This window comes from Noviherbaspirillum massiliense JC206 (assembly GCF_000312045.1).
Classification (GTDB): domain Bacteria; phylum Pseudomonadota; class Gammaproteobacteria; order Burkholderiales; family Burkholderiaceae_D; genus Noviherbaspirillum; species Noviherbaspirillum massiliense.
This window is the reverse complement of sequence record NZ_HE978634.1, coordinates 345,004-368,685: the sequence shown is the minus strand read 5'-3', so window position 1 is coordinate 368,685 and position 23,682 is coordinate 345,004. Positions and strand designations below refer to the sequence as shown.

The following is a 23,682-nucleotide window of genomic DNA, read 5'->3' as shown; positions in this document are numbered from 1 at the left end:
CTCCTCAGGATGAATTCTTCCCGCTTGGAAGCGGAGGGGATGAACGAGCACTTTGTTGAAGGATTGGATGCCGCAATCTAGCACGACCGTGCTTTTTATGCCCTATAATCGATTTCCTTTTTTCCGTCATTGCGAGGTCTACATGGCATTGCCCCAGGTGCTGCAGAATCTGAGTCTCCCCGTCATCGCATCGCCGATGTTCATCGCCAGCGGCCCGGCGCTCGTCAAGGCGCAATGCAAGGCGGGCATCGTCGGTTCCTTTCCGGCCTTGAATGCGCGCCCGGCGGAAATGCTCGATACCTGGCTGACCGAAATCCAGGCGGACCTCGCAGCTTACAAGGCGGAACATCCGGGCGCCAAGGTCGGCCCGATCGCGGTCAACCAGATCGTGCACCAGTCGAACGACCGCCTCGCGCATGACGTGGAAGTCTGCGTCAAGCACCAGGTGCCAATCATCATTTCCAGCCTGCGCGCACCGCCGAAGGAAATGCTGGATGCGGTCCACAGCTATGGCGGAATCGTGCTGCACGACGTGATCTCGATCCGCCATGCGCAGAAGGCGCTGGAAGCCGGCGTCGACGGCCTGATTCTGGTTGCGGCGGGCGCGGGCGGCCATGCCGGCACGCTGTCGCCGTTCGCGCTGGTTGGCGAAGTGCGCAAGTTCTTCAAGGGGCCGGTCGCGCTGTCCGGATCGATCGCGACCGGCGACGCGATCCTCTCCGCGCAGGCAATGGGCGCGGACTTCGCCTATATCGGCTCGCGCTGGCTGGCGACGAAGGAATCGAATGTCGAGGACGGCTACCGGCAGGCGATCGTGGAATCGAGCGCCGCCGACGTGGTCTACACCAACCTGTTCACCGGCGTGCACGGCAACTACCTGAAGAAGTCGATCGTCGCTGCCGGCCTCGATCCCGACAACCTGCCGGCTGCCGACAAGTCGAAGATGAATTTCGGCTCCGGCGGCAGCAGCAAGGCCAAGGCCTGGCGCGACATCTGGGGCGCGGGGCAGGGCGTGGGCCTGATGGATGACGTGCCGAGCGTGGCGGAAATGGTGGAGCGGCTGAAGGCGGAGTATGCGGCTGCCCGCAAGCGGCTGGCGCTGTAAGTTGGAGCGCTCCCACAAGCCTGAAAGGAAGTAGGGTGCGCCGAGCGCGCCATGCAATTCCGGTGCGCACGGCGCACCCTACTTCCCATTCCAGCTTTCACCCTTGAAGGGGAAGGCGCCGTTCTGCTCCAGACCCTTCGTGACTGCTCAACCTCCGGAAGTAGTCTTTATCGCCCAGATATCCGGCAGGTTGCGCCAGTAGCCGTAGGCATCCATGCCATAGCCGACTACGAACTTGTTCGGCAATACCAGGCCGGTGTAATCCGGCGCGACCGGCTTGGTCTTGCCGATGTCCTTGTCGGCGAACACTGCCAGCAGGACTTCATCCGCACCCATTTCCAGCAGGCGCTCTTTCACATGCGCGAGGGTTTCGCCTTCGTCGAGGATGTCGTCCAGCACGATCACCGTGCGGCCTCTCACGTCGGCGCGCGGCTCCACTTTCCATTCGATCTTGCCGCCATGGTCCTTGCTGCCGTAGCGGGTGACATGGATGTAGTCGAATTCGAGGGGGAACTTCAGCCGGGTGAGCAACTGCCCGCAAAAGACCACCGCACCGCCCATGACGCCGAGCACCAGCGGGAAGGCGGCGCCGGCTTCCTGATTGAAGCGCTGGTTGAGCTGTTGCGCGACCTTGTCGACCGCCTGCTGCACGGCCGCCGCATCAAAAATCTGTTCTGCATCGGAGAGCAAAGCCTGGGCTTTGGTGCGATGGGATAGGGAATCACTGCTTGGCATGGTGCCAGACCTCGGGGAAAAATTTCGACGGGCTTTGCGACCGGTGCGGTGACGCGGCGCGGGCAAGAAGATATCACAAGCCGCAGGCGCTCCGCATCCTGACGCAGATGCTTTGCCTATCCTAACCCAATCCCCGCGATGGGGAATCTTGGCAGATCGGCAATGGGATATCGTTTTCCCGCGGCATGCGGGCGGCCCGATGTGCGCGGATGGCGGCATTGACTACAATGGAAAACGTTATCGAATGCCTCCGCTTTCCTCGCTACTTTTCCCTGGGTCCGAAAATGCCAAAAGCCTATGTCGTCGCCGAAGTCCTGATATCCAATCCCGCCGCCTATGAAGGTTACCGCGCATTGTCGACTGCTTCCGTCGCCCAGCATGGCGGCAATTTCATTGCGCGCGGCGGCAAGCGCGACCAGCGCGAAGGTCACGATGTTGCGCACAGCGATGCCTGGCGCACGGTGATCATCGAATTCCCGTCCCTGAAACAGGCGCAGGACTGGTACGAGTCCGCCGAATACCAGAAGGCGAAGGAAATCCGCGTCGCCAATTCGATCGGGCGGCTGTTCATCGTGGAAGGCGTGTAAGCCCGCCGGGCCCGGTCAGAAGGAGGAGCCTTTCTTCCTCAGGAAGGCGAGTTCTTCCGGCGTCGAGGCGCGACCGAGTATCGCGTTGCGGTGCGGGAAGCGGCCGAAGCGTTCGATCACTTGCCGATGCCGCCGCGCGAAATCCAGAAAGCCGTCGAACGCCGGCTTCTGCGCCGGCGCCGCATTCGCCGCCAGTTCCTCGAACAGGGCAAGCGACCGGTCCTGGTCTTCTAGCGATTCCGAATGTTCCAGCGGCAGGTAGAGAAAGACCCTCTCGATCGGGCGCAATGAGTGCTGCACGCCCAGCGCGAGCCCTTCCTTCGCCCATGTGCGAGCCAGCTCGTCGAAGGCGAAGGCTTGCGGCGTGCCGCGATACATGTTCCTCGGGAACTGGTCGGTCAGCAGGATCAGCGCGAGCCGCCCGGCCGGCGTCGCCAGCCAGTCATCGAGTTCCCGTGCGGCCGCCTTTGCCGTCCATGGTGCAAAGCGCTGCCGGATCATGCTGTCGGTTTCCGGCTGCTTCTTCCACCACAGCCGGGACTGCTGGCGTGCGACGACTGCATCGTCCGGATGGTCGCCAAACCAGAATCGATGGATGCTGGCAATGCTTTCCATGGCTGTCCTTTGGAGATCAGCGGGTGCCGGCCTGCCGGAGCAGGTCGAGATAGGCGCCTTCGATCAGCTGCCCGGGCCCGATCGCCAGTTGCTCCAGCAGCGCGTGGGCCTCGGCAATGCCATCCTCGCTCCGCTCGCTGTCGGCCAGGACGACTTCCAGCTCAAGGAAATGCCCCAGTCCTTCCACCCGGTCGAGGTGGATGCGGGTGCGCCCGGCCAGGAACAGGGTGCGCTGCTTGCGCACCCGGCCGGTTTCGCCATAAGCCAGTGCCAATGCCTGGCGCAGGGTATCGGGCGAGTTGGTGGGAGAAATCACGTAGAACGATTCCTTGGGCCCGGCCGCATCGGGACGCCGGTAAAAGATCAGCTGGCCCTCCTGAGCGGAAAAGGCGCGCAGCTTCAGCCGGCCGTTCGGACAGGCAAAGAACGTATCGTCCTGATGGATCTCGGTCGGTCCCTGATCGGCAATGCGGGCCGCCAGTGGCAGGATGGTTTCGACGCTGTCGATGCGTGCCTTGATTTCGATATTGCGTGCCATGGATGGGAGTAGTTGATGAGGCGCAGTGGTATCGCGCAAGTCTGCTTCTTGGTCGCCGTCCCGTGCAGGAGCGCAAGGGAACATGGCGCGGATCCGGCTTGTTGACCGGAATATACCAATGCCGGGGAATTTTTGAGTCCGAGGCGGCTCGAACGACTATTGCCACGGAGAGCAGAATGACCGCGAAAGACAGCAAACTGAAGCAGAAAGAAGTGCGGACCAAGGGCCCGGTACCGGGCGTGACAGCCCCGCGCATGCCGCATGAACGCGATGAATCCGTCGACCGCACGGGTGGCGATCCGGTGCGCAGGGACATCAAGCAAGCTTACGACGACTTGCAGAACGGACAGGTCGATACCGACCTGCGGGAAACCCACGGCGTGGATGCGGTGGTGAACGATGTCCCGGAAAACCTCCAGGACCGGATCGTGAAGCGTACTTCCCTGGGCGGGGACAAGAAAAAGAAATAGCCATCACCGTGGTGATGCAGGCGCCACCGCGCACCGCATTCCGATTCACATTCCTCACTGTACCCATCTTCGGCTGACTTGCCGCCGCGCCGCAGCGTAGTGCGGCTAGGCTGCAAGCTGCCAGAAGTCGTGGGTTGTCGCGGTTGCGGCCTTCCCTCGTTGGCAGTCAGCGCTACCCGCAGAAACATGCGTGCACCGCCCATGCCCGGCCTGCGTGTCCTTCATCCCGCTGCTGTGCGTCATTCCCGAGACAGATGGCTCGCGCACTGTGCTGGAAAGCACCTGTTGCGGCACGGATTTGCTATCCGCCAAGCATCTGCGCTTACAATGGCTTGCATCATCTTTTCGCGGCCAATGCCGAGCCGCTTCCCTTGATTGCAAAGGATACCCATGCCCACACTGGAATCCCTGGCAGCCTTCTGGTCCGGTCCGGTCGTCGCGACCAACCTGATCGTGTTCTTCAGCCTGTTCGGTGCGCTGCTGCTGGGATTGCTGGTAGGGTACGAGCGCTCTTACCGCGGCCGGGCGGCGGGCATGCGCACCTACGGCCTGGTCTGCATGGCATCCGCCGCGCTGACGGTGATTGCAGGCTATCCGGCCGACTGGTATGGCGGCCATGTCGCCTTCGGGCTGGGCGCGGACCCGACCCGGGTGATGCAGGGGATCGTGACCGGCATCGGCTTCCTCGGCGCCGGCGTGATCATGAAGGAAGGATTCAACATCAGCGGCCTGACCACGGCCGCCTCGATCTGGGCCGCCTCGGTGATCGGCGTGATGGTGGGTGTCGGCTTTTACCTGTCGGCGATGCTGCTGGCGCTGATGTCGGCAGTGTGCATGATCGGTGTGCCGCGCCTGGCGGCCTGGCTGCCCTCGCGCCAGGCAGTGTCGGTCGTGCTGCGCTTTGCCCGGGAATTCAAGCCGAGTGAAGATGCCTTGCGCCGTGAAGCCCTGAAGCGCGGTTATGAAATCGCCGGAGGCACCATTACCATCTCGATGCAGGGCGGCAAGGCAGAATGGCATTTCGTCGCGGTCGCCTACAACAAGCGCAGCGGCGCGCCCATCAGCGATCTGGCGCGCGAGCTGTCGCAGTTCGAAGGCGTGGAAAGCTTCCAGTTGTCGCACGCGCGCAATTAAGGCGCGTGGTTCCGCCGGCGCCTAGCCGGCGAGGCCGACGCCTCTCTGCTCGTCGCGCGTGCCGCGTGCGCTGGCATTCAGCCGTTCGAGCAGCACTTCCCTGATCTTGTCGCAGAAGGCGGGAATGTCGTCCGGCTTGCGGCTGCTGATCAGGTTGCCGTCGACCACCACTTCCTGGTCCACCCAGTTGCCGCCCGCCTTCCGGACCTCGTCCTGCAGGCTCGGCCAGCTGGTCAGGGTGCGGCCTTCCACCAGTCCCGCCGATACCAGCAGCAAGGCGCCGTGGCAGATTGCCGCGATCGGCTTGCCGTCCTCGCTCATCTCGCGCACGATTTGCTGCGCTTCCGGGTTGTTGCGGATCCGCTCCGCATTCAGCGCGCCGCCCGGCAGCAGCACCGCGTCGAAGTCCTTGGTGTCGACTTCCGCGAAGCTCAGGTCGACATCGAACTCGTCGGCCTGTACATCATGGTTGTAGCCGTGCACCTTGCCATGCTTGTCGGCAGACACCACCTTGGTGCTTGCATCCACCTGTTCCAGGGCTGCGCGCGGCCCGGTGAATTCCACCTGTTCGAAGCCATCCATCACCAGAATCGCCACCTGCATTCCCGTCAGTGTGTGGCCGAAATCCACCATGTTCCCTCTCCTTTTCCAAGTAAGCTTTCAACAAAGAAGGTTGATTGAACTGCATGGCAAAAGTTCGCACGCCGGCCGATATTTCGGCCCCGAAGAGGACGCTGCGCATGCCCGGGGCGGCTCCTGTCATTCCGCCGGAACGCCCCCGAAGGCCTCCTGTCCAAGCGGGAAGGCAAAACCCGGAACTCCATCGACGACGGTGCTGCAATGAAAACGAGGGAAGCAGGCAAGGCCAAGGATGCTGGCGCGAAGAAGCTGCCGGAAGACGCGCTGGCGATTATTCCGTTGCGCAATCTTGTCCTGTTCCCGGGCATGATTGCGCCGATCAGCCTCGGGCGCGATATTTCGATTGCCGCCGCGCAGGAAGCGGTGAACGCGGAACACAATGTCGGCCTGCTGCTGCAGCACGATCCGGAAAACGACATGCCGGCGCGCGAACAGCTCTACGGCATCGGCACCGCCGCCAGCGTGCTGCGCTACATCACCGCCCAGGACGGTTCCCATTACATCGTGTGCCAGGGACAGCACCGCTTTCGCATCATCGAATACCTGGACGGCTATCCGTATTACGCGGCCCGGGTCCAGTCGCTGCCCGACCCGGATGAACGTTCTGCAGACATCCAGGCGCGCTTCATCCAGCTCAAGGAGCGCACCGCGGAAATCATTGACCTGCTGCCGCAAGCCCCGTCGGAACTGGTTGGCGCGACGCAGAACATCACTTCCGCGGCCTCGCTGGCGGACTTCGTCGCGGGCCTGCTGGAACTGACGCCGCAGCAGAAGCAGGATGTGCTGGAAACCCTGGACTTGCAGCGCCGGCTCGACAAGGTGCTGAGCCTGCTGGTGCGCCGCATCGAGGTGGTGCAGCTGTCGAACGAGATCAACGAGCAGACCAAGGAAAGGATGGATGACAAGCAGCGCGAGTACCTGCTGCGTGAACAGCTGAAGACCATACAGGACGAGCTCGGCGAATTCGATGGCAGCAACAGCGAGCTGGAGGACCTGGCGGAAGCGATCGCCAAGGCGGACCTGCCGCCCGAGGCCGAAGCCCACGCCCAGAAGGAACTGCACCGGCTGCAAAGGATGCCGGAAGCGGCCGCCGAATATTCGATGCTGTGCACCTACCTCGAATGGCTGGCCGAGCTGCCCTGGTCGTCCACCACCGAAGACCGCATCGATATCGCGCAGGCGCGCCGCATCCTGGATGAAGACCATTTCGGCCTGGACAAGGTCAAGCGCCGCATCCTCGAACACCTCGCGGTGCGCAAGCTCAACCCGAACGGCAAGAGCCCGATCATGTGCTTCGTCGGCCCGCCGGGCGTGGGCAAGACGTCGCTCGGTCAGAGCATCGCGCGCGCCACCGGCCGCAAGTTCGCGCGCGTGAGCCTGGGCGGCGTGCATGACGAAGCCGAGATCCGCGGCCATCGCCGGACTTACGTGGGGGCGCTGCCCGGCAATATCCTGCAGGCGCTGCGCAAGGCCGGCTCGCGCAATTGCGTGATGATGCTCGACGAGATCGACAAGCTCGGCGCCGGCATCCACGGCGATCCTTCCGCCGCCCTGCTGGAAGTGCTCGATCCGGAGCAGAACTTCGCCTTTCGCGACAATTACCTCGGCGTGCCCTTCGACCTGTCGAAAGTGATGTTCATCTGTACTGCCAACATGCTCGACACCGTGCCCGGCGCACTGCTGGATCGCATGGAAGTCATCCGCCTGCCCGGCTATACCGAGGAAGAGAAGGCCCAGATCGCGCGCCGCTACCTGGTGGCGCGCCAGCTGGAGACCGATGGCCTGACACCGCAGCAGTGCGGCATCAGCGATGAGGCGATCCGCGCGATCATCCGCGACTACACCCGCGAAGCCGGGGTGCGCAATCTCGAGCGCGAGATCGGCAATGTGTTCCGCCACGTCGCCATGCGCGTGGCCGAGGAAGGCATGGCGCAGATGCAGGTGGAGGCGCGCGATCTGCCGGATATCCTCGGGCCGAAGAAGTTCGAAAGCGAGCTCGCGCTGCGCACCCGCCTTTCAGGCGTGGCGACCGGCCTGGCATGGACGCCGATCGGTGGCGACATCCTGTTCATCGAAGCCAGCCGCACCGCCGGCAGCGGCAAGCTGATCCTGACCGGTCAGCTCGGCGACGTGATGAAGGAAAGCGCGCAGGCGGCCCTCACCCTGGTCAAGTCGCACTGCGCGCCGCTGCAGATCGAGCCGGAAGCCTTCGACAAGCATGACATCCATGTCCATGTCCCGGCCGGCGCGCTGCCCAAGGATGGCCCGAGCGCCGGCATCGCCATGTTCGTCGCGCTGACCTCGCTGATGATCGAAACTCCGGTGCGCAACGATTGCGCGATGACCGGGGAAATCAGCCTGCGCGGCCTGGTGCTGCCGGTAGGCGGCATCAAGGAAAAAGTGCTGGCTGCGCTGCAGGCGGGCATCAAGGTGGTGCTGCTGCCGGCGCGCAACCGCAAGGACCTGGACGACATTCCGGAGCAGGCCCGGCGCGAACTGCAGTTCATCTGGCTCGACACCGTCGACGATGCGGTACAGGAAGCGCTGGGCGATACGCCCGGCCTGATCATTCCCCATTTGTTCAAGGAGATCACCCATGAGCAGAGAGCTTGATACCGTAAAGCCTTCCCGCCTCGCCCGGAGGGACGAGCAGATGCCGGACATCGCACAGCGCCTGGACAATACGGGCGGGATGTTCACCTTCCGCTATTCCTGCACCGAGATTTCCACGCAGGGCACTGGCATCCATGTCAAGCGCAGGGAAACCCGCTATGCGGACGGCAAGCTGACATCGGAAGAAAGCGAAGGCATGCTCGACCGCACTGCCTATGACGGCATGGTGCGCGAGGTGCAGGGATACTTCCTGAACCGGCTCGCGAATTTCCTGAAACTGTTCTGAGGCGCCCGGAGAACGAAATCCCTCAGGCGCGCAATGCCACTTCTCCCGCCGCCGCCGACCGGGTTCCCGCTGTCGGCTGGTTGCTCTCGCCATGGTAGGCAAACACCACCGATGTCTTGATCGCGGGTGTCGTGTTGCGCCCCGCGGAATGGAACAGCCGGCTGTGGAAGAACAGCACGTCACCCTTGTTCAGCTCGACGGGAATGCCCTGGGCAAACAGCTTCTGGTTGTCGGCATTGTCCGGCCTGAGGAAATCGAGTTCGTCGAGCTGCGCGGGCAGGATCGTCATCCGGTGCGAACCCGGAATCACTTTCAGCCCGCCGCTGGCCGCGTTTTCGGTTCCCAGCGCCAGCCAGACCGAGATCAGGTCGGAGCTGGCGAATGACCAGTAGCGGATGTCCCGGTGCCAGCCGGTAGCGGTGCCGAAGTTGGGATGCTTGGTCATCACGCTGTTGTGATGCGCGAGGTTCAGGCGCACGGGTTCGCCGAACAGCTGCTCCAGCCGCGCCACCACCTGCCTGTCTTCCGCAAAGAGCCGGAAGCATTCATGCCGGCGATAGGCATCGCGCAGCCGGCGCACGGTTCTGCCCCCGGGCGCATCGAGCGAAGCCGGCGCGCCGGGATAGCCGAGTACCGCCTCGTATTCGAGCGGGGGCTGGGCAGCATGCAGCTGCTGCTGCGTCACCGACAGCATCAGCTCGCAAGCCAGGGCCGGTACCATGTTCCGGAATACCAGGTAGCCCCTGTCGCGGAATTCTTCGATTTGGGTGACGGAAAGCGGTAGTTCCATTGGCTTGATGTTCCTTCTCTGCGTACCGGGAATACCTTAACCGAAACGCGCATGTTTTGCTGCGGGCATGCGGGCGGCGAAGCTCATTTCCCGAACATCTTCAGCACCGCGCCGCCCAGGCCTCCCGCCGCGCTGCCCACGCCGCGCGTCAATCCTTCCAGGCTCACGCCCAGGCTGTCGGCGATCGAGGCGCCGATGCGCCTGGCAAAGCTTTCATTCAGCGAAAACTTCGGATCGTTCAGGTTGCCTTCCAGCGTGAAATCGATGCTGATCCTGTTGTCGCGGTCACGGAGCGAGGCGATGACGGCCTGGCGCGGCACGCCCATGAAGGTGCCGAGCGCGCCGCCGCCCGCGCTCAGTTCCAGCCCGGTCAGCGACAGGTTGCCGGGTGCGCGCAGCTGGTTGTGGCGCACCGTGGACTTGATCTGCATGTCGAGCGTGCCCTTGCGCACGCCGGTTTCCGACGCCTTGATGAGGTAGGGCTCGAAGGCGGTCAGGTCGACGCCGGAGAGCCGGGTTGTGACCTCGGAATCCCTGGTGGCGATTTCGGCCCAGCCGTCGATCGACAGGCGGCCGTTGCGCTGCGCGCCCTTGACCACGCCTGCGATCTGCAACCGGGTGCGGCTGGCGAGGTCCGGCACATGCAAGTCCTCGACCGAGGCTTCGAGCTGTTCCAGGCGCAGCTTGTGCGCCGGCTGCTTGACGCTGGCGTCGAAGAATTCGAGCACGCCGCCGTGCAATTCCACGCTGCCGATGCCGACTTCGGGCGCGCTGCTGCTCTTGCCGCCGGCCGGCTTCTTCCTTTCCAGCAGGCTGGGCAAGAGACGCAGGCGGCCGTCGCGGGTACGCAGCACCGACAGGTAGGGTTGCTCGACCGTGATGCGCGCGACCCGGATTTTGGCCGTTGCCAGCCCGAGCAGGTCGGGCTTGATCACGACCCTTTCCGCACGCAGGGTGTCCTGCGCCGGCCAGCCCTTGGGCGCACGGATGACGACATCGCGCAGTTCGATGGAGGAAAAGCCGACTGACATGCTGCCCACGGCACTTTCCTCGCCGAGCGCCTGTTCGACCTGGGTTTTGAGGCTCTTGGCGGCAAAATGCATGCCGGCCGAGGAAATGACGATGATGATGCCAAGCGCTGCGAGCCCGAGCCTGGCTTTGCGCCCGAGTGTGATGTTTTTCATGCGTGCTGTCAGGATTCGTGGCGGACCGCATCAATGGCGACGGCCCGCGAGCTCGAGACTTTATTGCATGAATGAGTCTGCGGCAATAGTTGTCGGACCAATCCGGCAGCGCAAGCCGCCGGGTGAAATGGGATAATTGCCGACCGATTGCATACATGGAACGAACATCATGATTCTCGAACTCGCAGACATCCGCATCCAGCCCGGCAAGCAGGCCGAATTCGACGAAGCCATCCAGCGCGGCATTGCCCAGGTGATTTCGAAGTCGAAGGGCTTCAAGGGCTTCAAGGTCAACAAGGGCATCGAGTCGCCCGAGCGTTACGTGCTGATGATTTACTGGGACACGCTGGAAAATCACACCGTCGATTTCCGCCAGTCGCCGGCCTTCCAGGAATGGCGCGCCATCGTCGGTCCCCATTTCGCCGTACCGCCGGTGGTGGAACACTTCAACCTGCTCGCCGAATCGGCCTGATACCGCGCTGCCAGTCTCCGCATCCCTGCCGGCACCCGGATCTCCCTCCGGATTGAGCTGGCTCACGCGCGTATTGGGGACGCATCAGTACGGCCCCGCCTTGCCTTGCCCATAATGGGCGCATGATTTCCTGGCTCGACACTTACCGGCAAACCGTGATGGACATGATGGGCGGGGTCTCGACCGCGCTCGGCCTGGACCAGCAGGTGCAGGATCTCGATGCCCTGCAAATGGTCTTGCGCGCATGCGTCGTCTTCGTGTTCTGCTTGCTGGCGATCAAGGCCGCGAAGCGGCGCTTCATGGGCAGGGGGTCCGCATTCGACATCGTGATGATCATCATCCTCGGCTCCGTGATCAGCCGCGCGATCAACGGCACCGCACCGATGCTGCCCACGCTCGCCGCCAGCATTGCCCTGATCCTGATCCATCGCTTCGTCGCGTGGATGAGCATGCATTCCGGGCGCTGGAGGGCCTTCGTGGAAGGCGAGCCCAAGCTGCTGGTCGAGGATGGCACGGTCGATTGGGATGAAATGCGCAAGCACGACATCACGGAAAAAGATTTGCACTCCGCATTGCGCCAGGTGCTGAACACGGACGACCTTTCCCTGGTCAAACATATCTATCTGGAACCCGACGGCAAGCTCAGCATCGTGAAACGCTAGTTGCCGCAGCCTCAGGTTCCCTCATGTTTGCCGCTCGCGGCACAGGAAAAGGGAAGAGGATGGACAAGCAAGCTTCTCCGGCAGCAGCGCCAATCGCCGATGCCGATGCATTGAACAGCGCGAAGGCGGTCGGCTTGCGCTACGTCAGCGATGCCATGCCCGGCATTGCCCGCAAGCCCTGGAAGGACGGCTTCCGCTATCTCGACCCGGATGGCGAGCCTGTCCGCGATGAGGCGACGCTGGCCCGCATCAAGTCCCTCGCCATTCCGCCGGCATGGACCGACGTCTGGGTCTGCCCCTGGGAGAACGGACACCTCCAGGCCACCGGGCGCGACGCGAAGCGGCGCAAGCAATACCGCTACCATCCGCGCTGGCGCAATGTGCGAGACGAATCCAAGTACGAGCGGATGATCAGCTTCGGCAAGGCCTTGCCCGAGATCCGCAGGCAGGTCGATGCCGCCCTGAAGCTGCCGGGCCTGCCGCGGGAAAAGGTGCTTGCAACCATCGTCCAGTTGCTGGAAGCCACGATGATCCGCATCGGCAACCAAGAATATGCCCGCACCAACCGCTCCTTCGGCCTGACGACCCTGCGCGACCGCCATGTGCGCATCGACGGCAGCGAAGTGCTGTTCCGCTTCCGAGGCAAGAGCGGCGTCCAGCACGAGATCAAGGTCGACGATCCGCGGCTGGCGCGCATCATCAGGAAATCCCGCGATCTGCCGGGCCAGGAGTTGTTCCAGTATGTGGATGAAGACGGCGAGCAGCGAACCGTCGATTCGGCGGATGTGAATGACTACTTGCGTTCGATCACCGGCGAGGATTACACCGCCAAGGATTTCCGCACCTGGGCCGGCACCATGCTGGCCGCGCTGGCACTGCAGGAATTCCAGAAATTCGATTCCGAAGCGCAAGCCAAGAAGAACATCGTCCAGGCGATCGAGTCAGTGGCACAAAAGCTGGGAAACACGCCCACCATCTGCCGCAAATGCTATGTGCATCCCGCGGTCATCGAGGCCTATCTCGACGGCACGATCCTGCATGCCTTGCAGCAGCGTGCGCGGGAAGAACTCGTCAACGACATCCATGCGCTGAGCCCGGAAGAGGCGGCGGTGCTTGCATTGCTGCAGCAAAGGCTGGCCAAGGGGGAGGCGCGGAAGGCCGCGCCGAAGCCGAAAAAAGCTGCGCCAAAGAAAGCCCGCCCGGCTCGCCCGGCGTCGAAACAGCGGCATCGGGCACATGCCTGACCGCAATTTCGCCGACTGCCACTGATGGAGTGGAACTACTTGCATAAAAATCACGACTAACTTGTCCTTTTACGGTTTGGTGGCCGGCTGCTGCTCCTGATGAACTTGCTGCGCTGAACGAAATCAGGACGCCCTGCCGGTGTGATGCAGTTCAATCAGGCGCCGGTCCTGCCGGAAGGCGGGACGGTGCAACGGAGACCAATATGCAAGAACAGGTTGCAAGCCACGGCCGGCAGGACATGCCACACAGTCCTGCACCACCCGTCGCTTCCCCCGGACTTTCCCCGGACAGTCAGACAAGCTCTTCTCGCTACAAATCCTATGACGCCAACCGCAATGCGAAGCTGGTGAAAGCGCTTGGCTGGTTCAGCATTGGCCTGGGTGCCGCCCAGCTGCTGGCGCCGCGCAGAATGTCGAGGATGGTCGGCACGGCGGAAGACCATCCGACGCTCATGCGCGCAGTCGGCGCGCGCGAGATCGCAGCCGGCGTCGGCCTGCTCAGCCAGCGCAAGGCGACTCCCTGGCTGTGGGCACGCGTGGCCGGCGATGCGATGGATCTCGCCATGCTGGGCATGGCATCGCGCCGCACGGCCAATGGCGCACGGCGGCGCATGAGCCTGGCCACGGCGGCGGTTGCCGGCATCACCGTGCTCGACCTGCTGTCGAGCCTGCAGAACAGCAAGGTAAGCAATGCCGGGACCAGCGAGTCGGAAACCGGCGCATTGCGGGTGGAGAAGACGATCACCGTCAATCGTTCGGCCGACGAGTGCTACCGCTTCTGGCGCGACTTCGAAAACTTCCCGCGCTTCATGAAGCACCTGGATTCGGTGCAGAGGAAGGAAGGCAACCGCTGGCACTGGAAAGCCAAGGGGCCGGCGGGCATGCATGTGGAATGGGATGCGGAAATCACCACTGACCAGCCGGGCCAGATGCTGTCCTGGCGTTCGGTGGAGGGTGCGGACGTCGACAACATCGGCAGCGTGCGCTTCGAGCGTGCGCCCGGCGGCCACGGCACCATCGTCCGGGTGGACATGGAATACAACCCGCCCGGCGGCAAGGCGGGCGCAATGGTGGCCAAGCTGTTCGGCGAAGAGCCGACGCTGCAGATCGATCAGGCATTGCGCCGCTTCAAGTGGCTGATCGAAACCGGTGAAATTCCGACGACGATCGGACAGCCGTCGGGGCCGCGCGACATGATGTCACGAGTCTTGCTGAGGAAAGGAGAACCGGGATGAGAGCACTTTGCTGGATGGGAAAAAACGATGTGCGCGTCCAGAACGTCCCGGACCCGGAAATCCTCAATCCGCGCGACGCGATCCTGAAAATCACCTCCACCGCGATCTGCGGCTCGGACCTGCACCTCGTGGACGGCTATGTACCGACCATGGAAAAGGGCGACATCCTCGGCCATGAATTCATGGGCGAAGTGGTCGAAGTCGGGCGCGACGTCAAGAACCTGGCAGTGGGCGACCGGGTGGTGGTGCCGTTCCCGATCGCCTGCGGCAACTGCTTCTTCTGCCAGGAGAAGCTGTATTCGGTTTGCGAGAATTCCAATCCGAATGCCTGGATGGCGGAAAAGATGTGGGGCCATTCACCGGCCGGCATCTTCGGCTATTCGCACCTGACCGGCGGCTATGCCGGCGGCCAGGCGGAATATGTGCGGGTGCCGTTCGCCGATGTCGGCCCGATCAAGATCCCGAACGGCATGACCGACGACCAGGTGCTGTTCTTGTCGGACATCCTGCCGACCGGGTACATGGCGGCCGAGAACTGCGACATCAAGCAGGGCGACGTGGTGGCGATCTGGGGTTGCGGGCCGGTCGGCCTGTTCGCGATCCAGAGTGCCTACCTGCTTGGCGCGGAACGGGTGATTGCGATCGACCGCTTCCCGGAGCGCCTGCGCATGGCGCGCGGCCTGAAGGCGGAAACCCTCGACTATGAAGAAGTCAATGTGCTCGAAGCCCTGAAGGAAATGACCGGCGGCCGCGGGCCGAATGCCTGCATCGATGCAGTCGGCATGGAAGCACACGGCCTGGGCATGATCGGTGCATACGACCGGGTCAAGCAGGCGATGAAGATGGAAACCGACCGGCCCTATGCCTTGCGCGAAGCGCTCATGGCTTGCCGCAACGGCGGCACTGTCTCGATCGTCGGCGTCTACGGCGGCTTCGTCGACAAGTTCCCGATGGGTTCCGTGATGAACCGCTCGCTCACCATCAAGACCGGCCAGGCCCATGTGCAGCGTTACATGCGGCCGCTGCTGGAGCGCATCCAGAAGGGCGAGGTCGACACCACCTGCATGATCACCCACCGGCTGCCGCTGGACGATGCGCCGTACGGCTACCACATCTTCCGGGACAAGCAGGACGAGTGCGTCAAGGTGGTGCTCAAGCCGTGAATCTTCCCCCCGTCGTTCGGCGGCGGGAGGGGCAAACGGCTTGCCTGAATGGCACTGTCCCCGCCGGGTACAGCCATATGAGGCTGCGCCGGGCGGGGACAGTGTTTTCCGGAATCCCTGGAAGCTGACCTGGCAGGGTTGAGCGCCGCATGATGCGGCGGCCTTTTTCCCTTACGCGTAAATGATCAGCGCGGCGACGCCAATGATCAGCGCAGCTTTCGTCAGTTTGTAGGCCGTCTTGTTCCAGGCCTTGAACTTGCGGCGGTACTGGCCGCCTTGCCAGACGAAGCGGAACAGCTTGTTGATGCCGCCGAGCTGGTCGCCGGTTTCGTTGGGCGAGCTGGCTGCCGTCATCATGGTGCGGCCGAGCCACTTGTTGATCGTCTGCGCCCAGCGATAGCGCATCGGGCGCTCGATGTCGCAGAACAGGATGATGCGATTGCTGTCGCTCGCATTCTGCGCCCAGTGGATATAGGTTTCGTCGAATACCACGCCCTGGCCGTCGCGCCAGCTGTAGCGCTGGCCGTCGACATCGATGAAGCAGCGGTCGTCGTTCGGCGTGACCAGGCCGAGGTGGTAGCGCAGCGAGCCGGCGAATGGATCGCGGTGCTTGTTGAGTTTGCCGCCGGGCGGCAGTTCGGCGAACATCGCCGCCTTCACGCTCGGGATGCTCTTCAGCAGCGCCACCGTCTTCGGGCAGAAGCGTTCGGCCGAAGGATGGCTGGCGTCGTACCACTTCAGGTAGAAGCGCTTCCAGCCGGTCTTGAAGAAGGAATTGAAGCCGGCGTCGTCATTCTTTTCCGCCGCCTTGATCTTTTGCAGCTCGATCAGGCCGACCGCTTCCTCGCGGATGATTTCCCAGTTCTTTTCCAGCAGCTCCAGGTCGCGGAAATCGGAGGTGGGCAGGAAAGGGGAATTCCGCACGCCGGAGAAGGCATGCATGAACATGTTGATCGGCGCCATGATCGAGGAATGGTCGAACAGCTGGCGGAAGAAGGGCAGCCGCACCCGGCCGCGGAAATGTACATGGAAGACGGAAAGGAAATACAGGGCCACTATGGTCCATTTCATGACGCTACCTCGTGTGGGATGTAAGCGGTCGCTGTTGTCCTCTCGCCATCGTGTCATGAAAAAGGCAAGCGCCGCCGCATTGGAATGTCCCGCATTTTACGCTAGATCAAATTATTCCCGGCTTTTGCAAGGCGTCAGGCTGTGGCTAATTGCGCCAAGTGCTGTGGTGGGTGTGGCAAGATTTTGTTACCATCAGACAACTTTTCAGCCTATCTTCGCCTCACTCGTTCATGCATCCCCCGCCTGCGCCAACCGGTTCCCCGGATGCGACACCCCAGAATCCCCACTACATCAACGCCGTCACCGAAATGGGGGAGCAGTGCGAGGTTCTTGCGCAGGAAGACATTTACGCCGCCAACGGGATGAAGCTGCTGGCCAGGGGCGCGCGCATCAACAAAAGCCAGTGCGAACGCCTGAACCTGCACAAGCTGTGCGCACCGCTCGATATGGTGCTTTCGACCGAGCGGCCGGTCGATGCCGCGCATCTCGCTTCCGAAGCCGGCAGGCTGCTCGCCGACGAGCCGGTGATCGCGCGCCTGGTGGAGCGGTCCGGCGATCCGTTCGGCTTCAGGCCGGCGCTGGGTGCGTTATCCCTGTCCACGCCGCTTGCCTTCCGGCTGACCGTGATGCGCGAACGGCGCGCCAGCCTGTTTGCCCATTCCCTGCGCACGGCGCTGGTGTCGTATGCACTCGCGGTGCGGCTCGGCCTGCCGGAGCGGCAGCGGCAGGAACTTCTGCTGGCTGCGATCTGCCACGACCTCGGTGAGATGCATACCGACCCGGACCTGCTTGCGCCCGGCCATCGCATCACGCCGCAGGAGCGGCGCTTTGTCCATGTCCATCCGATCACCAGCTATGTGCTCCTGCGTGACCTCGATGCCGCTCCCCCGGCCGTCCTGCAGGCGGTGCTGCACCACCATGAGCGTCTGGACGGCAGCGGTTATCCCTATGGCCTGGGCGGCGAACAGATACACCCGCTGGCAAACATTCTCTGCGTGGCGGAACTGATGGAAACCGTCGGGCGCCGTGCCGACCTGCAGCGGCTGGATGTGCTGCTGCGCCTGAACCGGCATCGCCTCGACCCGGCCGCGGCCGGCGCCTTGCACGAACTGCTTCGCGCCGATGCCGCGCGGACGCACCCGGAGCCCGCCAATGCCGACGCGATGCTGAAGCTGAGCCACCTGGGCGACGTCCTGCACGCCTGGGATGCCTTGCGCGGCCGGCTTGAAGAACAGGCAGCCGCATCCGGCCGCCTCGAATTCCTGGCTGAACGGATGGCGAGGCTGCGTTCGCTGCTGCTGCAGGCGGGCATCGATCCGCAGGACGCAAAGACGCTGCTGGAGATTGCCCGTGAAGAAGACAGCGTACTGAACGAACTGCAGGCAACGCTGGATGAGTTGCGCTGGCTGATGAATGACATCGCCAACGAGATCGAGCGCCGTACCCTCGCGCTCGACGATCAGAACCGGCACATGGTGGATGAATTCACCGGCCTGCTGCGCAGGGACCCGAGCCCGGCAGCGCCGGCCGAGGCTGCCGCAGCAGCCTGATGCGCAGGAACCTCCGACCTACTTGCGCAGCCTTTCCAGGAGCAGATCGGTTTGCACGCCGGAGTCGTAGTGGCGCGCGCCTTTCTGGTAGATCATGGCCCCGACTGTGGCCAGGAAGGCAAAGTCTTCTTCGCTCACTTCCGACTGGATATGGACCATGAATTCCGCGAAGGCGGAAACCAGGTCTTCCACTGCCAGCACATCTTCCAGCTTCGCTGCAAGATGATGCATGATTTCGATGGCATCTTCCTTTTTCATTATTCCCCGCCCCCCTCTTATGTCTCTGGATTGTAAGAGGGGCCTATTTCGGAATGAAATGCCAAAAGGGTAAAAAGCAAGCGCAAGCAGGCGTTTCTTGCGCAAGACGTGGCAAGCCAGCGACAGCTTGATGATGTGCTGTCAACTCCTTGCGCGCGGCAAGGCCTTATTCGGTTCCGCTGTGTTGCTGTTCCGACGTTGTCGGTTTGCCATAAGTGCTGCTGACACGGTATTTCCCGCGCCGGTCGCCCATCAGGTCGCGCAGTTCGCGAATGCTCATGTCGGTTGCTTCATGCATGCGAATCAGCAGCGACGCGCCGATGGGCAGGCGCCGGTGCCTGATCTTGCTGATGACCGGCGGCGCAACTTCCAGCACGCGCGAAAGGGCCGCATCGTTTTTCAGTTGCATCTTCTCGATCAGTGCATCGAGCAGGCGGTTCGGATCGTATTCGCCGTTTGACAGCAGTTGATGTTCAGTCATGATGTTCTTGCCAAAGGGTTGATGGTTCGGGACGCCTTGCTCCGGCCGAAGATGAGGCAATGCGACGTGCCATGCACGAAAGCCGGTCACGCCGGATGCGCGCACCCCGGCAGCCCTGGATCAGGCGCGCCGGACGAGACGCAGCAGCAGCACCAGCACCACCGCGCCTACGGTCGCGACCACAATGCTGCCAAGCAAGCCGCCCCCTGCGGAAAGACCGAAATACCGGAACAGGTAGCCGCCAATGAAAGCACCGACAATGCCAATGATGATGTCACCGATAACGCCGAACCCACCGCCGCCCACAAGCGCGCCGGCCAGCCATCCCGCAATCAGACCGACGATGATGAACCATAGCAATTCCATTTTCTTCTCCTCAAACGTGTTCGTTTGATGGATATGATCCATGCAGGCAATGAAAGTTCGTCAATGTTTTTCGTTGCCGCCCTGCAGCCACAGGGCGCGTCGGGCGGGAGCGATGGCTCTCTCTACTCCTCCGGCATGGGCCGGTGCTGGCTGGCCATTTTCTGCTGCAGGGCCGGCGGCACCAGGTCATAGTGGCTGAACTCCATGGTGTAGCTGCCGCGTCCGCCGGTTGCCGCGTGCAGGCGTGACTGGTAGCCGTTCAGTTCCGACAGCGGCACTTGCCCGGCAATCACCACGGTATCGCTTTGCGCGGTTTGCATGCCGCTGATCTGGCCGCGCTTGGCGGCAATGTCGCCCGTGATGTCGCCCATGTTTTCTTCCGGCGCGACGATCTCGACGTTGACGATGGGCTCCAGCACGATGGGCCGCGCCTTCAACACCGCGTCGATGAAAGCCTTGCGGCCGGCGGTGGCGAAGGCGACTTCCTTGGAGTCGACCGGGTGGCTCTTGCCGTCGTACACGGTGACGCGCACATCCTGCATCGGGAATCCGGCCAGCGGTCCCGCTTCCAGCACCTGCCGCACGCCTTTTTCCACGGCGGGAATGAACTGTCCGGGGATCGCGCCGCCCTTGACGGCATCGACGAATTCGAAGCCGCTGCCGCGCGGCAGCGCTTCCACCCGCAGGAACACTTCGCCGAACTGGCCGGCGCCGCCGCTCTGCTTCTTGTGCCGGTGATGGCCCTCGGCCTTGCCGGCAATGGTTTCGCGATAGGCGATCTTCGGCGGCCGCGTCGCGATGTCGATCTTGTACACCTCGGTCATCCGCTCCAGCGCGCAGCGCAGGTGCAGTTCGCCCAGGCCGAGCAGCACGGTTTCATTGGTGCTGGCCATGTGCTCGACCTTCAGGCACGGGTCTTCCGCCGTCAGCTTGTGCAGTATTTCCCACATCCGCTGTTCGTCGCCGCGCCGCTTCGGCTCGATCGCCAGGGCATAGATGGGCAGCGGGAAGGGCAGGGGGCGGAGATGGATATGCGCATCTTCCGCTGCATCGTGCAGCACCGCGTCGAAGGCGATGTCTTCCACCTTGGCCACGGCGCAGATGTCGCCCGGCACGCACTGCGCCACTTCCGCCTGTTCCTTGCCCTGCAACAGGAAAAGGTGCCCGACCCGGAACGGCTTCCTGCCGTCGCCGACATATAAGAGGCTGTCGCGCATCACCGTACCCTGGTGGATGCGGAACACGCCCAGCTTGCCGATGAAGGGATCGACCGTCACCTTGAACACATGGGCCAGCACATGCTGCGCCGGGTCGGGCACCGAGCGGATTTCGCGCTGCTCCTCGGAACCGCTGATGTCGTCGCGGTAGAACAGCGGCGGATTGCCTTCCGTCGGATTCGGCATCAGCTTCACGAACACATCCAGCAATTCCCGGATGCCGGCGCCGTTGCGCGCCGACACGAAACAGATGGGCACCAGATGTCCTTCGCGCAGTGCCTGCTCGAAGGGCGCATGCAATTGCTCCGGCGCGATTTCACCCTGTTCCAGATAGAGCGCCATCAGGTCGGCATCGACTTCCACCACCTGGTCGACCAGCGCGCGATGCGCTTCTTCGACAGAAGAGAAATCGGCTTCCCCCGCAGGATTGAAAAAGCAGTCGACCACCTTGCTGCCGCCGGCAGCCGGCAGGTTGATCGGCAGGCATTCCTTGCCGAAGCTTTCCTGGATGCGCTTGACCAGTCCCGGAAGGTCGATGTTTTCCGCATCGATCTTGTTGACGATGATCATGCGGCACAGCTTGCGCTGCTGCGCCAACTCCATCATGCGCACGGTGATCATCTCGATGCCGGTCTGGGCATTGATCACGATGGCGGCGCTTTCCACCGCCGGCAGGGCGCTGATGGCCTGGCCGATGAAGTCGGGATAACCGGGCGTGTCGATCAGGTGAATACGGGTGTCGCGGTAATCGAGGTGCGCGAGCGCGGAGTGCAGGGAATGCTGGTACTTGCGTTCGAGCGGATCATAGTCACACACGGTGTTGCCGCGCTCCACGCTGCCCGGCGCTTCGATCATTCCGGCGCTGCCCAGCAATGCTTCGGCCAGGGTCGTCTTGCCGCTGGCGGTATGCCCGAGCAGGGCGACGGTGCGGATCGCTTCGGTGCTGTAAGGCATCGGCAGCCCCTTTCCGAAAGCTATCGAACAAATATGAGTGGGAAGCATCGTATTGATGCCCCGGTTTCATTATTGTCCGTGCCAGTGTCGGCGGCAAATTGAGGTAACACAAAAGCACAGGGCTGAAGTGCATGCGCTCCGAAACTTGATGCAGTCCGCATGGCGATTTGCGCATGCATGCTAAGGTGTGGATTACATCCGGGTGCGGCATTTGCGGATGCGCCGCTGCCGTGCCGCAGTGAGCCAGGAAGATCCGGAAACGGGAAACATTGCACAGGAGCGACAATGCCAATTCAGGAATACAGACGCCGGACAGGGCAGCGTCTCACCTACACCATCGAATATGACAAGGGTGAATATTTCATCTTCCGCGACGGCCAGCTGAAAAGGTCGGTGCCGGATGCCATGGCCACGGGCATTTCTCCACGCGAGGCCACTCCCGATCTCATGCTGCGCCTGGCCATAGGCGATATCGAGGCGCTCAACGGCATGGATGAGTAATGGGTCATCCTCCTGTCCTTCTCCCGCGACCATCACGCTCGGCCTGACATCGTTTGAGCCACCCGGACCGCGCGGCATTGCCGCTCTTGAGGGGGATCAACTTACGTCAAATCAAGGGGCATGGCGTTGAACCTTTGTCCACTTCTTCCGCTCGCATGTGCACTGCCCGCATTGTGCATCGGGCATTTCCATCCACATAAAGAAGAGGAAGAAGAGGAAATCCATGACCCGTCCCCGCCATACCCGCACCGCCTCCACCCTGCCCCTGCTGGGCATGCTGCTTGTCTCCGGCCAGGTACTTGCAGGCGGTTTCGCGCTCAATGAGATGAGCGCCGGCAGCCTCGGCAACGCCCACGCTGGCGGCGCGGCCCTGGCAGAAGACGCCAGCACCATTTTCTACAACCCGGCCGGCCTGATGCGCATGCAGGGACGGCAATTCGCGGCCTCCGCATCCGGCATCCGCCCCTCGGCGGAATTCGACAACCGCGGCTCGCGTACCACATCCGGTCCGCTGACCGGCGGCAATGGCGGCGACGCCGGCGGCTGGGCCTTCGTGCCGTCGCTGTACTACGCCATGGACATCAATCGCGACATGCGCTTCGGCATTGGCGTGCAGACACCCTTCGGGCTCAAGACGAGCTACGACAGGGATTGGGTGGGGCGCTACCAGGCACTCAAGTCCGACCTCAAGACGGTCAACATCAATCCGGTGCTCGCCTACCGCGTCAATGATCTCGTATCCGTTGGGGGCGGGGTCAGCGCGCAATATATTGACGTCGAACTTTCGCGCGCCATCGATTTCGGCAGCGTGTGCGTGGGTGTCGCTGGTGCCGGCACGTGCGGAGCGATCGGCTTCCTGCCGCAGACGCGGGATGGCCGGGTGACGGTGAGCGGCAATGACTGGGGCTTCGGGTACAACCTCGGCGCCATGTTCACGCCGCGCTCGGACATGCGCTTCGGCGTCACCTACCGTTCCAAGATCAGCCACACTCTGCGCGGCGATGCGGATTTCGACAAGCCGGCAGGCTTGCCCGGGGCGATCGCCGCCTCGCCAACGTTTACCGATACCGATGCCCGGGCCAGCCTCGACCTGCCGGAATCGGTGAACCTCAGCGGCTACGTGGATCTCGATCCGAAGTGGTCAGTCATGGCGGACCTGCAGTGGCTGCACTGGAGCCGGTTCAAGGAGCTGCGGGTCCGCTTCGCCAATGGCGCGCCCGACAGCGTGACGCCGGAGGAATGGCGCAACACCTGGCGGGTGTCGCTCGGGGCCAACTACCGTTACAACGACATGTGGAAGCTGCGCGCCGGCGTCGCCTATGACCAGTCGCCGGTGAGAAATGATCTGCGCACCCCGCGCGTACCGGATGCCAACCGTATCTGGCTGGCTTTTGGCGCCCAGTACAAACTCTCGCGTCAAAGCGCGATCGACGTCGGCTATGCCCACCTGTTCGTCAACAATGCCTCGCTCAACAAGTCCGAACCGCCGGTGGGCGGAACCCTGATCGGCGATTACGACAGCGATGTGAACATCCTGAGCGTGCAGTACAGCCAGTCCTTCTGAGCATCGATCAGCCGGCCAGCACGGCCGGCCGCGCAAGCCTTCCTGCTGCAACCCGGGGCGCAAGCGCAGGTCAAAGCAGGAAGGCTTGCTTCCTGGCGCCGCATTCCGGCTTGCCGCCGGCCCCGTACTTCCCTCAATTCAAGTCCGGTTCCGCGCACCTGCGACCATTCCGGGCTTCGCCTGAATCCTTCCGCCACCGGGCAAGATCCTTGTCACCAACACTTCCGACCTGCACATGGCAGAAACCT

At 62.9% G+C, this 23,682-nt stretch carries 25 protein-coding genes; 14 read left to right on the top strand and 11 right to left on the bottom strand.

The window, feature by feature from the left end:
* Positions 1-142 precede the first annotated feature (142 nt).
* Positions 143-1,105 (top strand): NAD(P)H-dependent flavin oxidoreductase, encoded by a 963-nt coding sequence (locus HGHM_RS01845; RefSeq protein ID WP_019139798.1) that lies wholly within the window; start codon positions 143-145, stop codon positions 1,103-1,105.
* A 147-nt stretch (positions 1,106-1,252) separates the two neighbouring features.
* Here HGHM_RS01845 and HGHM_RS01840 read toward each other — a convergent pair whose 3' ends face one another.
* Positions 1,253-1,840 (bottom strand): hypoxanthine-guanine phosphoribosyltransferase, encoded by a 588-nt coding sequence (locus HGHM_RS01840; protein WP_019139797.1) that lies wholly within the window; start codon positions 1,838-1,840, stop codon positions 1,253-1,255.
* Between the two features lie 284 nt (positions 1,841-2,124).
* On the opposite strand from HGHM_RS01840, the gene HGHM_RS01835 reads away from it, so the two are divergent.
* Complete coding sequence (locus HGHM_RS01835; protein WP_026075616.1) at positions 2,125-2,427, top strand: DUF1330 domain-containing protein; 303 nt, start codon at positions 2,125-2,127, stop codon at positions 2,425-2,427.
* Positions 2,428-2,442: 15 nt separating this feature from the next.
* Here the strand turns inward: HGHM_RS01835 and HGHM_RS01830 are convergent, their stop codons facing one another.
* Positions 2,443-3,042 (bottom strand): DUF924 family protein, encoded by a 600-nt coding sequence (locus tag HGHM_RS01830; protein WP_019139795.1) that lies wholly within the window; start codon positions 3,040-3,042, stop codon positions 2,443-2,445.
* Between the two features lie 16 nt (positions 3,043-3,058).
* Entirely contained in the window at positions 3,059-3,580 is a 522-nt protein-coding gene (locus HGHM_RS01825; protein WP_019139794.1) for a class IV adenylate cyclase, read from the bottom strand.
* Between the two features lie 176 nt (positions 3,581-3,756).
* On the opposite strand from HGHM_RS01825, the gene HGHM_RS23445 reads away from it, so the two are divergent.
* Together HGHM_RS23445 and HGHM_RS01815 are read left to right on the top strand one after the other, a co-directional pair.
* Positions 3,757-4,050 (top strand): hypothetical protein, encoded by a 294-nt coding sequence (locus HGHM_RS23445; protein ID WP_019139793.1) that lies wholly within the window; start codon positions 3,757-3,759, stop codon positions 4,048-4,050.
* A gap of 390 nt (positions 4,051-4,440) precedes the next feature.
* A complete protein-coding gene (locus HGHM_RS01815; protein WP_019139792.1) occupies positions 4,441-5,184 on the top strand; it encodes an MgtC/SapB family protein in 744 nt (247 codons plus the stop codon).
* A gap of 21 nt (positions 5,185-5,205) precedes the next feature.
* Here HGHM_RS01815 and HGHM_RS01810 read toward each other — a convergent pair whose 3' ends face one another.
* On the bottom strand, positions 5,206-5,817 hold the full coding sequence (locus HGHM_RS01810; protein ID WP_019139791.1) for a type 1 glutamine amidotransferase domain-containing protein: 612 nt from the start codon (positions 5,815-5,817) through the stop codon (positions 5,206-5,208).
* 207 nt (positions 5,818-6,024) lie between these two features.
* Here HGHM_RS01810 and lon point away from each other — a divergent pair, with 207 nt between their 5' ends.
* A complete protein-coding gene (gene lon / locus HGHM_RS01805; protein WP_019139790.1) occupies positions 6,025-8,436 on the top strand; it encodes an endopeptidase La in 2,412 nt (803 codons plus the stop codon).
* Entirely contained in the window at positions 8,420-8,722 is a 303-nt protein-coding gene (locus HGHM_RS01800; RefSeq protein WP_148415290.1) for a hypothetical protein, read from the top strand. The genes lon and HGHM_RS01800 overlap by 17 nt, the downstream gene beginning before the upstream one ends.
* 22 nt (positions 8,723-8,744) lie before the next feature.
* Here the strand turns inward: HGHM_RS01800 and HGHM_RS01795 are convergent, their stop codons facing one another.
* Complete coding sequence (locus HGHM_RS01795; RefSeq protein WP_019139788.1) at positions 8,745-9,512, bottom strand: phytanoyl-CoA dioxygenase family protein; 768 nt, start codon at positions 9,510-9,512, stop codon at positions 8,745-8,747.
* 83 nt (positions 9,513-9,595) lie between these two features.
* Complete coding sequence (locus HGHM_RS01790; protein WP_019139787.1) at positions 9,596-10,696, bottom strand: DUF748 domain-containing protein; 1,101 nt, start codon at positions 10,694-10,696, stop codon at positions 9,596-9,598.
* Positions 10,697-10,865: 169 nt separating this feature from the next.
* Between HGHM_RS01790 and HGHM_RS01785 the strand changes: the two genes are divergently transcribed.
* The 5 genes from HGHM_RS01785 (at position 10,866) to HGHM_RS01765 (ending at position 15,472) form a co-directional block, all read left to right on the top strand.
* Positions 10,866-11,168: an antibiotic biosynthesis monooxygenase family protein gene (locus tag HGHM_RS01785; protein WP_019139786.1), complete on the top strand. Its 303-nt coding sequence runs from the start codon at positions 10,866-10,868 to the stop codon at positions 11,166-11,168.
* Positions 11,169-11,290: 122 nt separating this feature from the next.
* Positions 11,291-11,830: a DUF421 domain-containing protein gene (locus HGHM_RS01780; RefSeq protein ID WP_019139785.1), complete on the top strand. Its 540-nt coding sequence runs from the start codon at positions 11,291-11,293 to the stop codon at positions 11,828-11,830.
* A gap of 59 nt (positions 11,831-11,889) precedes the next feature.
* A complete protein-coding gene (locus HGHM_RS01775; RefSeq protein WP_019139784.1) occupies positions 11,890-13,074 on the top strand; it encodes a DNA topoisomerase IB in 1,185 nt (394 codons plus the stop codon).
* A 203-nt stretch (positions 13,075-13,277) separates the two neighbouring features.
* On the top strand, positions 13,278-14,309 hold the full coding sequence (locus HGHM_RS01770) for an SRPBCC family protein (RefSeq protein ID WP_019139783.1): 1,032 nt from the start codon (positions 13,278-13,280) through the stop codon (positions 14,307-14,309).
* Entirely contained in the window at positions 14,306-15,472 is a 1,167-nt protein-coding gene (locus HGHM_RS01765) for a zinc-dependent alcohol dehydrogenase (protein ID WP_026075613.1), read from the top strand. The genes HGHM_RS01770 and HGHM_RS01765 overlap by 4 nt, the downstream gene beginning before the upstream one ends.
* 171 nt (positions 15,473-15,643) lie before the next feature.
* Here the strand turns inward: HGHM_RS01765 and lpxO are convergent, their stop codons facing one another.
* Positions 15,644-16,543: a lipid A hydroxylase LpxO gene (gene lpxO, locus HGHM_RS01760; protein ID WP_026075612.1), complete on the bottom strand. Its 900-nt coding sequence runs from the start codon at positions 16,541-16,543 to the stop codon at positions 15,644-15,646.
* Between the two features lie 230 nt (positions 16,544-16,773).
* Between lpxO and HGHM_RS22105 the strand changes: the two genes are divergently transcribed.
* Positions 16,774-18,093, top strand: a complete 1,320-nt coding sequence (locus HGHM_RS22105) for an HD-GYP domain-containing protein (RefSeq protein ID WP_019139780.1) — start codon at positions 16,774-16,776, stop codon at positions 18,091-18,093.
* A gap of 18 nt (positions 18,094-18,111) precedes the next feature.
* Here HGHM_RS22105 and HGHM_RS01750 read toward each other — a convergent pair whose 3' ends face one another.
* The 4 genes from HGHM_RS01750 to fusA form a co-directional block, all read right to left on the bottom strand.
* Positions 18,112-18,351, bottom strand: a complete 240-nt coding sequence (locus HGHM_RS01750; RefSeq protein ID WP_019139779.1) for a hypothetical protein — start codon at positions 18,349-18,351, stop codon at positions 18,112-18,114.
* 166 nt (positions 18,352-18,517) lie between these two features.
* On the bottom strand, positions 18,518-18,832 hold the full coding sequence (locus tag HGHM_RS01745; protein ID WP_026075611.1) for a hypothetical protein: 315 nt from the start codon (positions 18,830-18,832) through the stop codon (positions 18,518-18,520).
* A 120-nt stretch (positions 18,833-18,952) separates the two neighbouring features.
* Positions 18,953-19,198: a GlsB/YeaQ/YmgE family stress response membrane protein gene (locus HGHM_RS01740; protein ID WP_026075610.1), complete on the bottom strand. Its 246-nt coding sequence runs from the start codon at positions 19,196-19,198 to the stop codon at positions 18,953-18,955.
* Between the two features lie 122 nt (positions 19,199-19,320).
* Entirely contained in the window at positions 19,321-21,369 is a 2,049-nt protein-coding gene (gene fusA / locus HGHM_RS01735; protein ID WP_019139776.1) for an elongation factor G, read from the bottom strand.
* Between the two features lie 285 nt (positions 21,370-21,654).
* Here fusA and HGHM_RS01730 point away from each other — a divergent pair, with 285 nt between their 5' ends.
* Together HGHM_RS01730 and HGHM_RS01720 are read left to right on the top strand one after the other, a co-directional pair.
* On the top strand, positions 21,655-21,870 hold the full coding sequence (locus tag HGHM_RS01730; protein ID WP_019139775.1) for a hypothetical protein: 216 nt from the start codon (positions 21,655-21,657) through the stop codon (positions 21,868-21,870).
* Positions 21,871-22,093: 223 nt separating this feature from the next.
* Positions 22,094-23,434 carry an OmpP1/FadL family transporter gene (locus HGHM_RS01720; protein ID WP_019139773.1) on the top strand — a complete coding sequence of 447 codons (1,341 nt, stop codon included), beginning with the start codon at positions 22,094-22,096 and terminating at the stop codon, positions 23,432-23,434.
* The last annotated feature ends 248 nt before the right edge of the window (positions 23,435-23,682 follow it).

Bases quoted from the DNA above. Each gene is read 5' to 3' on its own strand.
- HGHM_RS01795 (WP_019139788.1), bottom strand. From the start codon at position 9,512: ATGGAACTACCGCTTTCCGTCACCCAAATCGAAGAATTCCGCGACAGG.
- HGHM_RS01750 (WP_019139779.1), bottom strand. From the start codon at position 18,351: ATGAAAAAGGAAGATGCCATCGAAATCATGCATCATCTTGCAGCGAAG.
- HGHM_RS01835 (WP_026075616.1), top strand. From the start codon at position 2,125: ATGCCAAAAGCCTATGTCGTCGCCGAAGTCCTGATATCCAATCCCGCC.
- HGHM_RS01770 (WP_019139783.1), top strand. From the start codon at position 13,278: ATGCAAGAACAGGTTGCAAGCCACGGCCGGCAGGACATGCCACACAGT.
- HGHM_RS01845 (WP_019139798.1), top strand. From the start codon at position 143: ATGGCATTGCCCCAGGTGCTGCAGAATCTGAGTCTCCCCGTCATCGCA.
- HGHM_RS01745 (WP_026075611.1), bottom strand. From the start codon at position 18,832: ATGACTGAACATCAACTGCTGTCAAACGGCGAATACGATCCGAACCGC.
- HGHM_RS01790 (WP_019139787.1), bottom strand. From the start codon at position 10,696: ATGAAAAACATCACACTCGGGCGCAAAGCCAGGCTCGGGCTCGCAGCG.
- HGHM_RS01810 (WP_019139791.1), bottom strand. From the start codon at position 5,817: ATGGTGGATTTCGGCCACACACTGACGGGAATGCAGGTGGCGATTCTG.
- HGHM_RS22105 (WP_019139780.1), top strand. From the start codon at position 16,774: ATGCATCCCCCGCCTGCGCCAACCGGTTCCCCGGATGCGACACCCCAG.
- HGHM_RS01815 (WP_019139792.1), top strand. From the start codon at position 4,441: ATGCCCACACTGGAATCCCTGGCAGCCTTCTGGTCCGGTCCGGTCGTC.
- fusA (WP_019139776.1), bottom strand. From the start codon at position 21,369: ATGCCTTACAGCACCGAAGCGATCCGCACCGTCGCCCTGCTCGGGCAT.
- HGHM_RS01720 (WP_019139773.1), top strand. From the start codon at position 22,094: ATGACCCGTCCCCGCCATACCCGCACCGCCTCCACCCTGCCCCTGCTG.
- HGHM_RS01785 (WP_019139786.1), top strand. From the start codon at position 10,866: ATGATTCTCGAACTCGCAGACATCCGCATCCAGCCCGGCAAGCAGGCC.
- lpxO (WP_026075612.1), bottom strand. From the start codon at position 16,543: ATGAAATGGACCATAGTGGCCCTGTATTTCCTTTCCGTCTTCCATGTA.
- HGHM_RS01740 (WP_026075610.1), bottom strand. From the start codon at position 19,198: ATGGAATTGCTATGGTTCATCATCGTCGGTCTGATTGCGGGATGGCTG.
- HGHM_RS23445 (WP_019139793.1), top strand. From the start codon at position 3,757: ATGACCGCGAAAGACAGCAAACTGAAGCAGAAAGAAGTGCGGACCAAG.
- HGHM_RS01775 (WP_019139784.1), top strand. From the start codon at position 11,890: ATGGACAAGCAAGCTTCTCCGGCAGCAGCGCCAATCGCCGATGCCGAT.
- HGHM_RS01840 (WP_019139797.1), bottom strand. From the start codon at position 1,840: ATGCCAAGCAGTGATTCCCTATCCCATCGCACCAAAGCCCAGGCTTTG.
- HGHM_RS01780 (WP_019139785.1), top strand. From the start codon at position 11,291: ATGATTTCCTGGCTCGACACTTACCGGCAAACCGTGATGGACATGATG.
- HGHM_RS01800 (WP_148415290.1), top strand. From the start codon at position 8,420: ATGAGCAGAGAGCTTGATACCGTAAAGCCTTCCCGCCTCGCCCGGAGG.
- lon (WP_019139790.1), top strand. From the start codon at position 6,025: ATGAAAACGAGGGAAGCAGGCAAGGCCAAGGATGCTGGCGCGAAGAAG.
- HGHM_RS01825 (WP_019139794.1), bottom strand. From the start codon at position 3,580: ATGGCACGCAATATCGAAATCAAGGCACGCATCGACAGCGTCGAAACC.
- HGHM_RS01830 (WP_019139795.1), bottom strand. From the start codon at position 3,042: ATGGAAAGCATTGCCAGCATCCATCGATTCTGGTTTGGCGACCATCCG.
- HGHM_RS01765 (WP_026075613.1), top strand. From the start codon at position 14,306: ATGAGAGCACTTTGCTGGATGGGAAAAAACGATGTGCGCGTCCAGAAC.
- HGHM_RS01730 (WP_019139775.1), top strand. From the start codon at position 21,655: ATGCCAATTCAGGAATACAGACGCCGGACAGGGCAGCGTCTCACCTAC.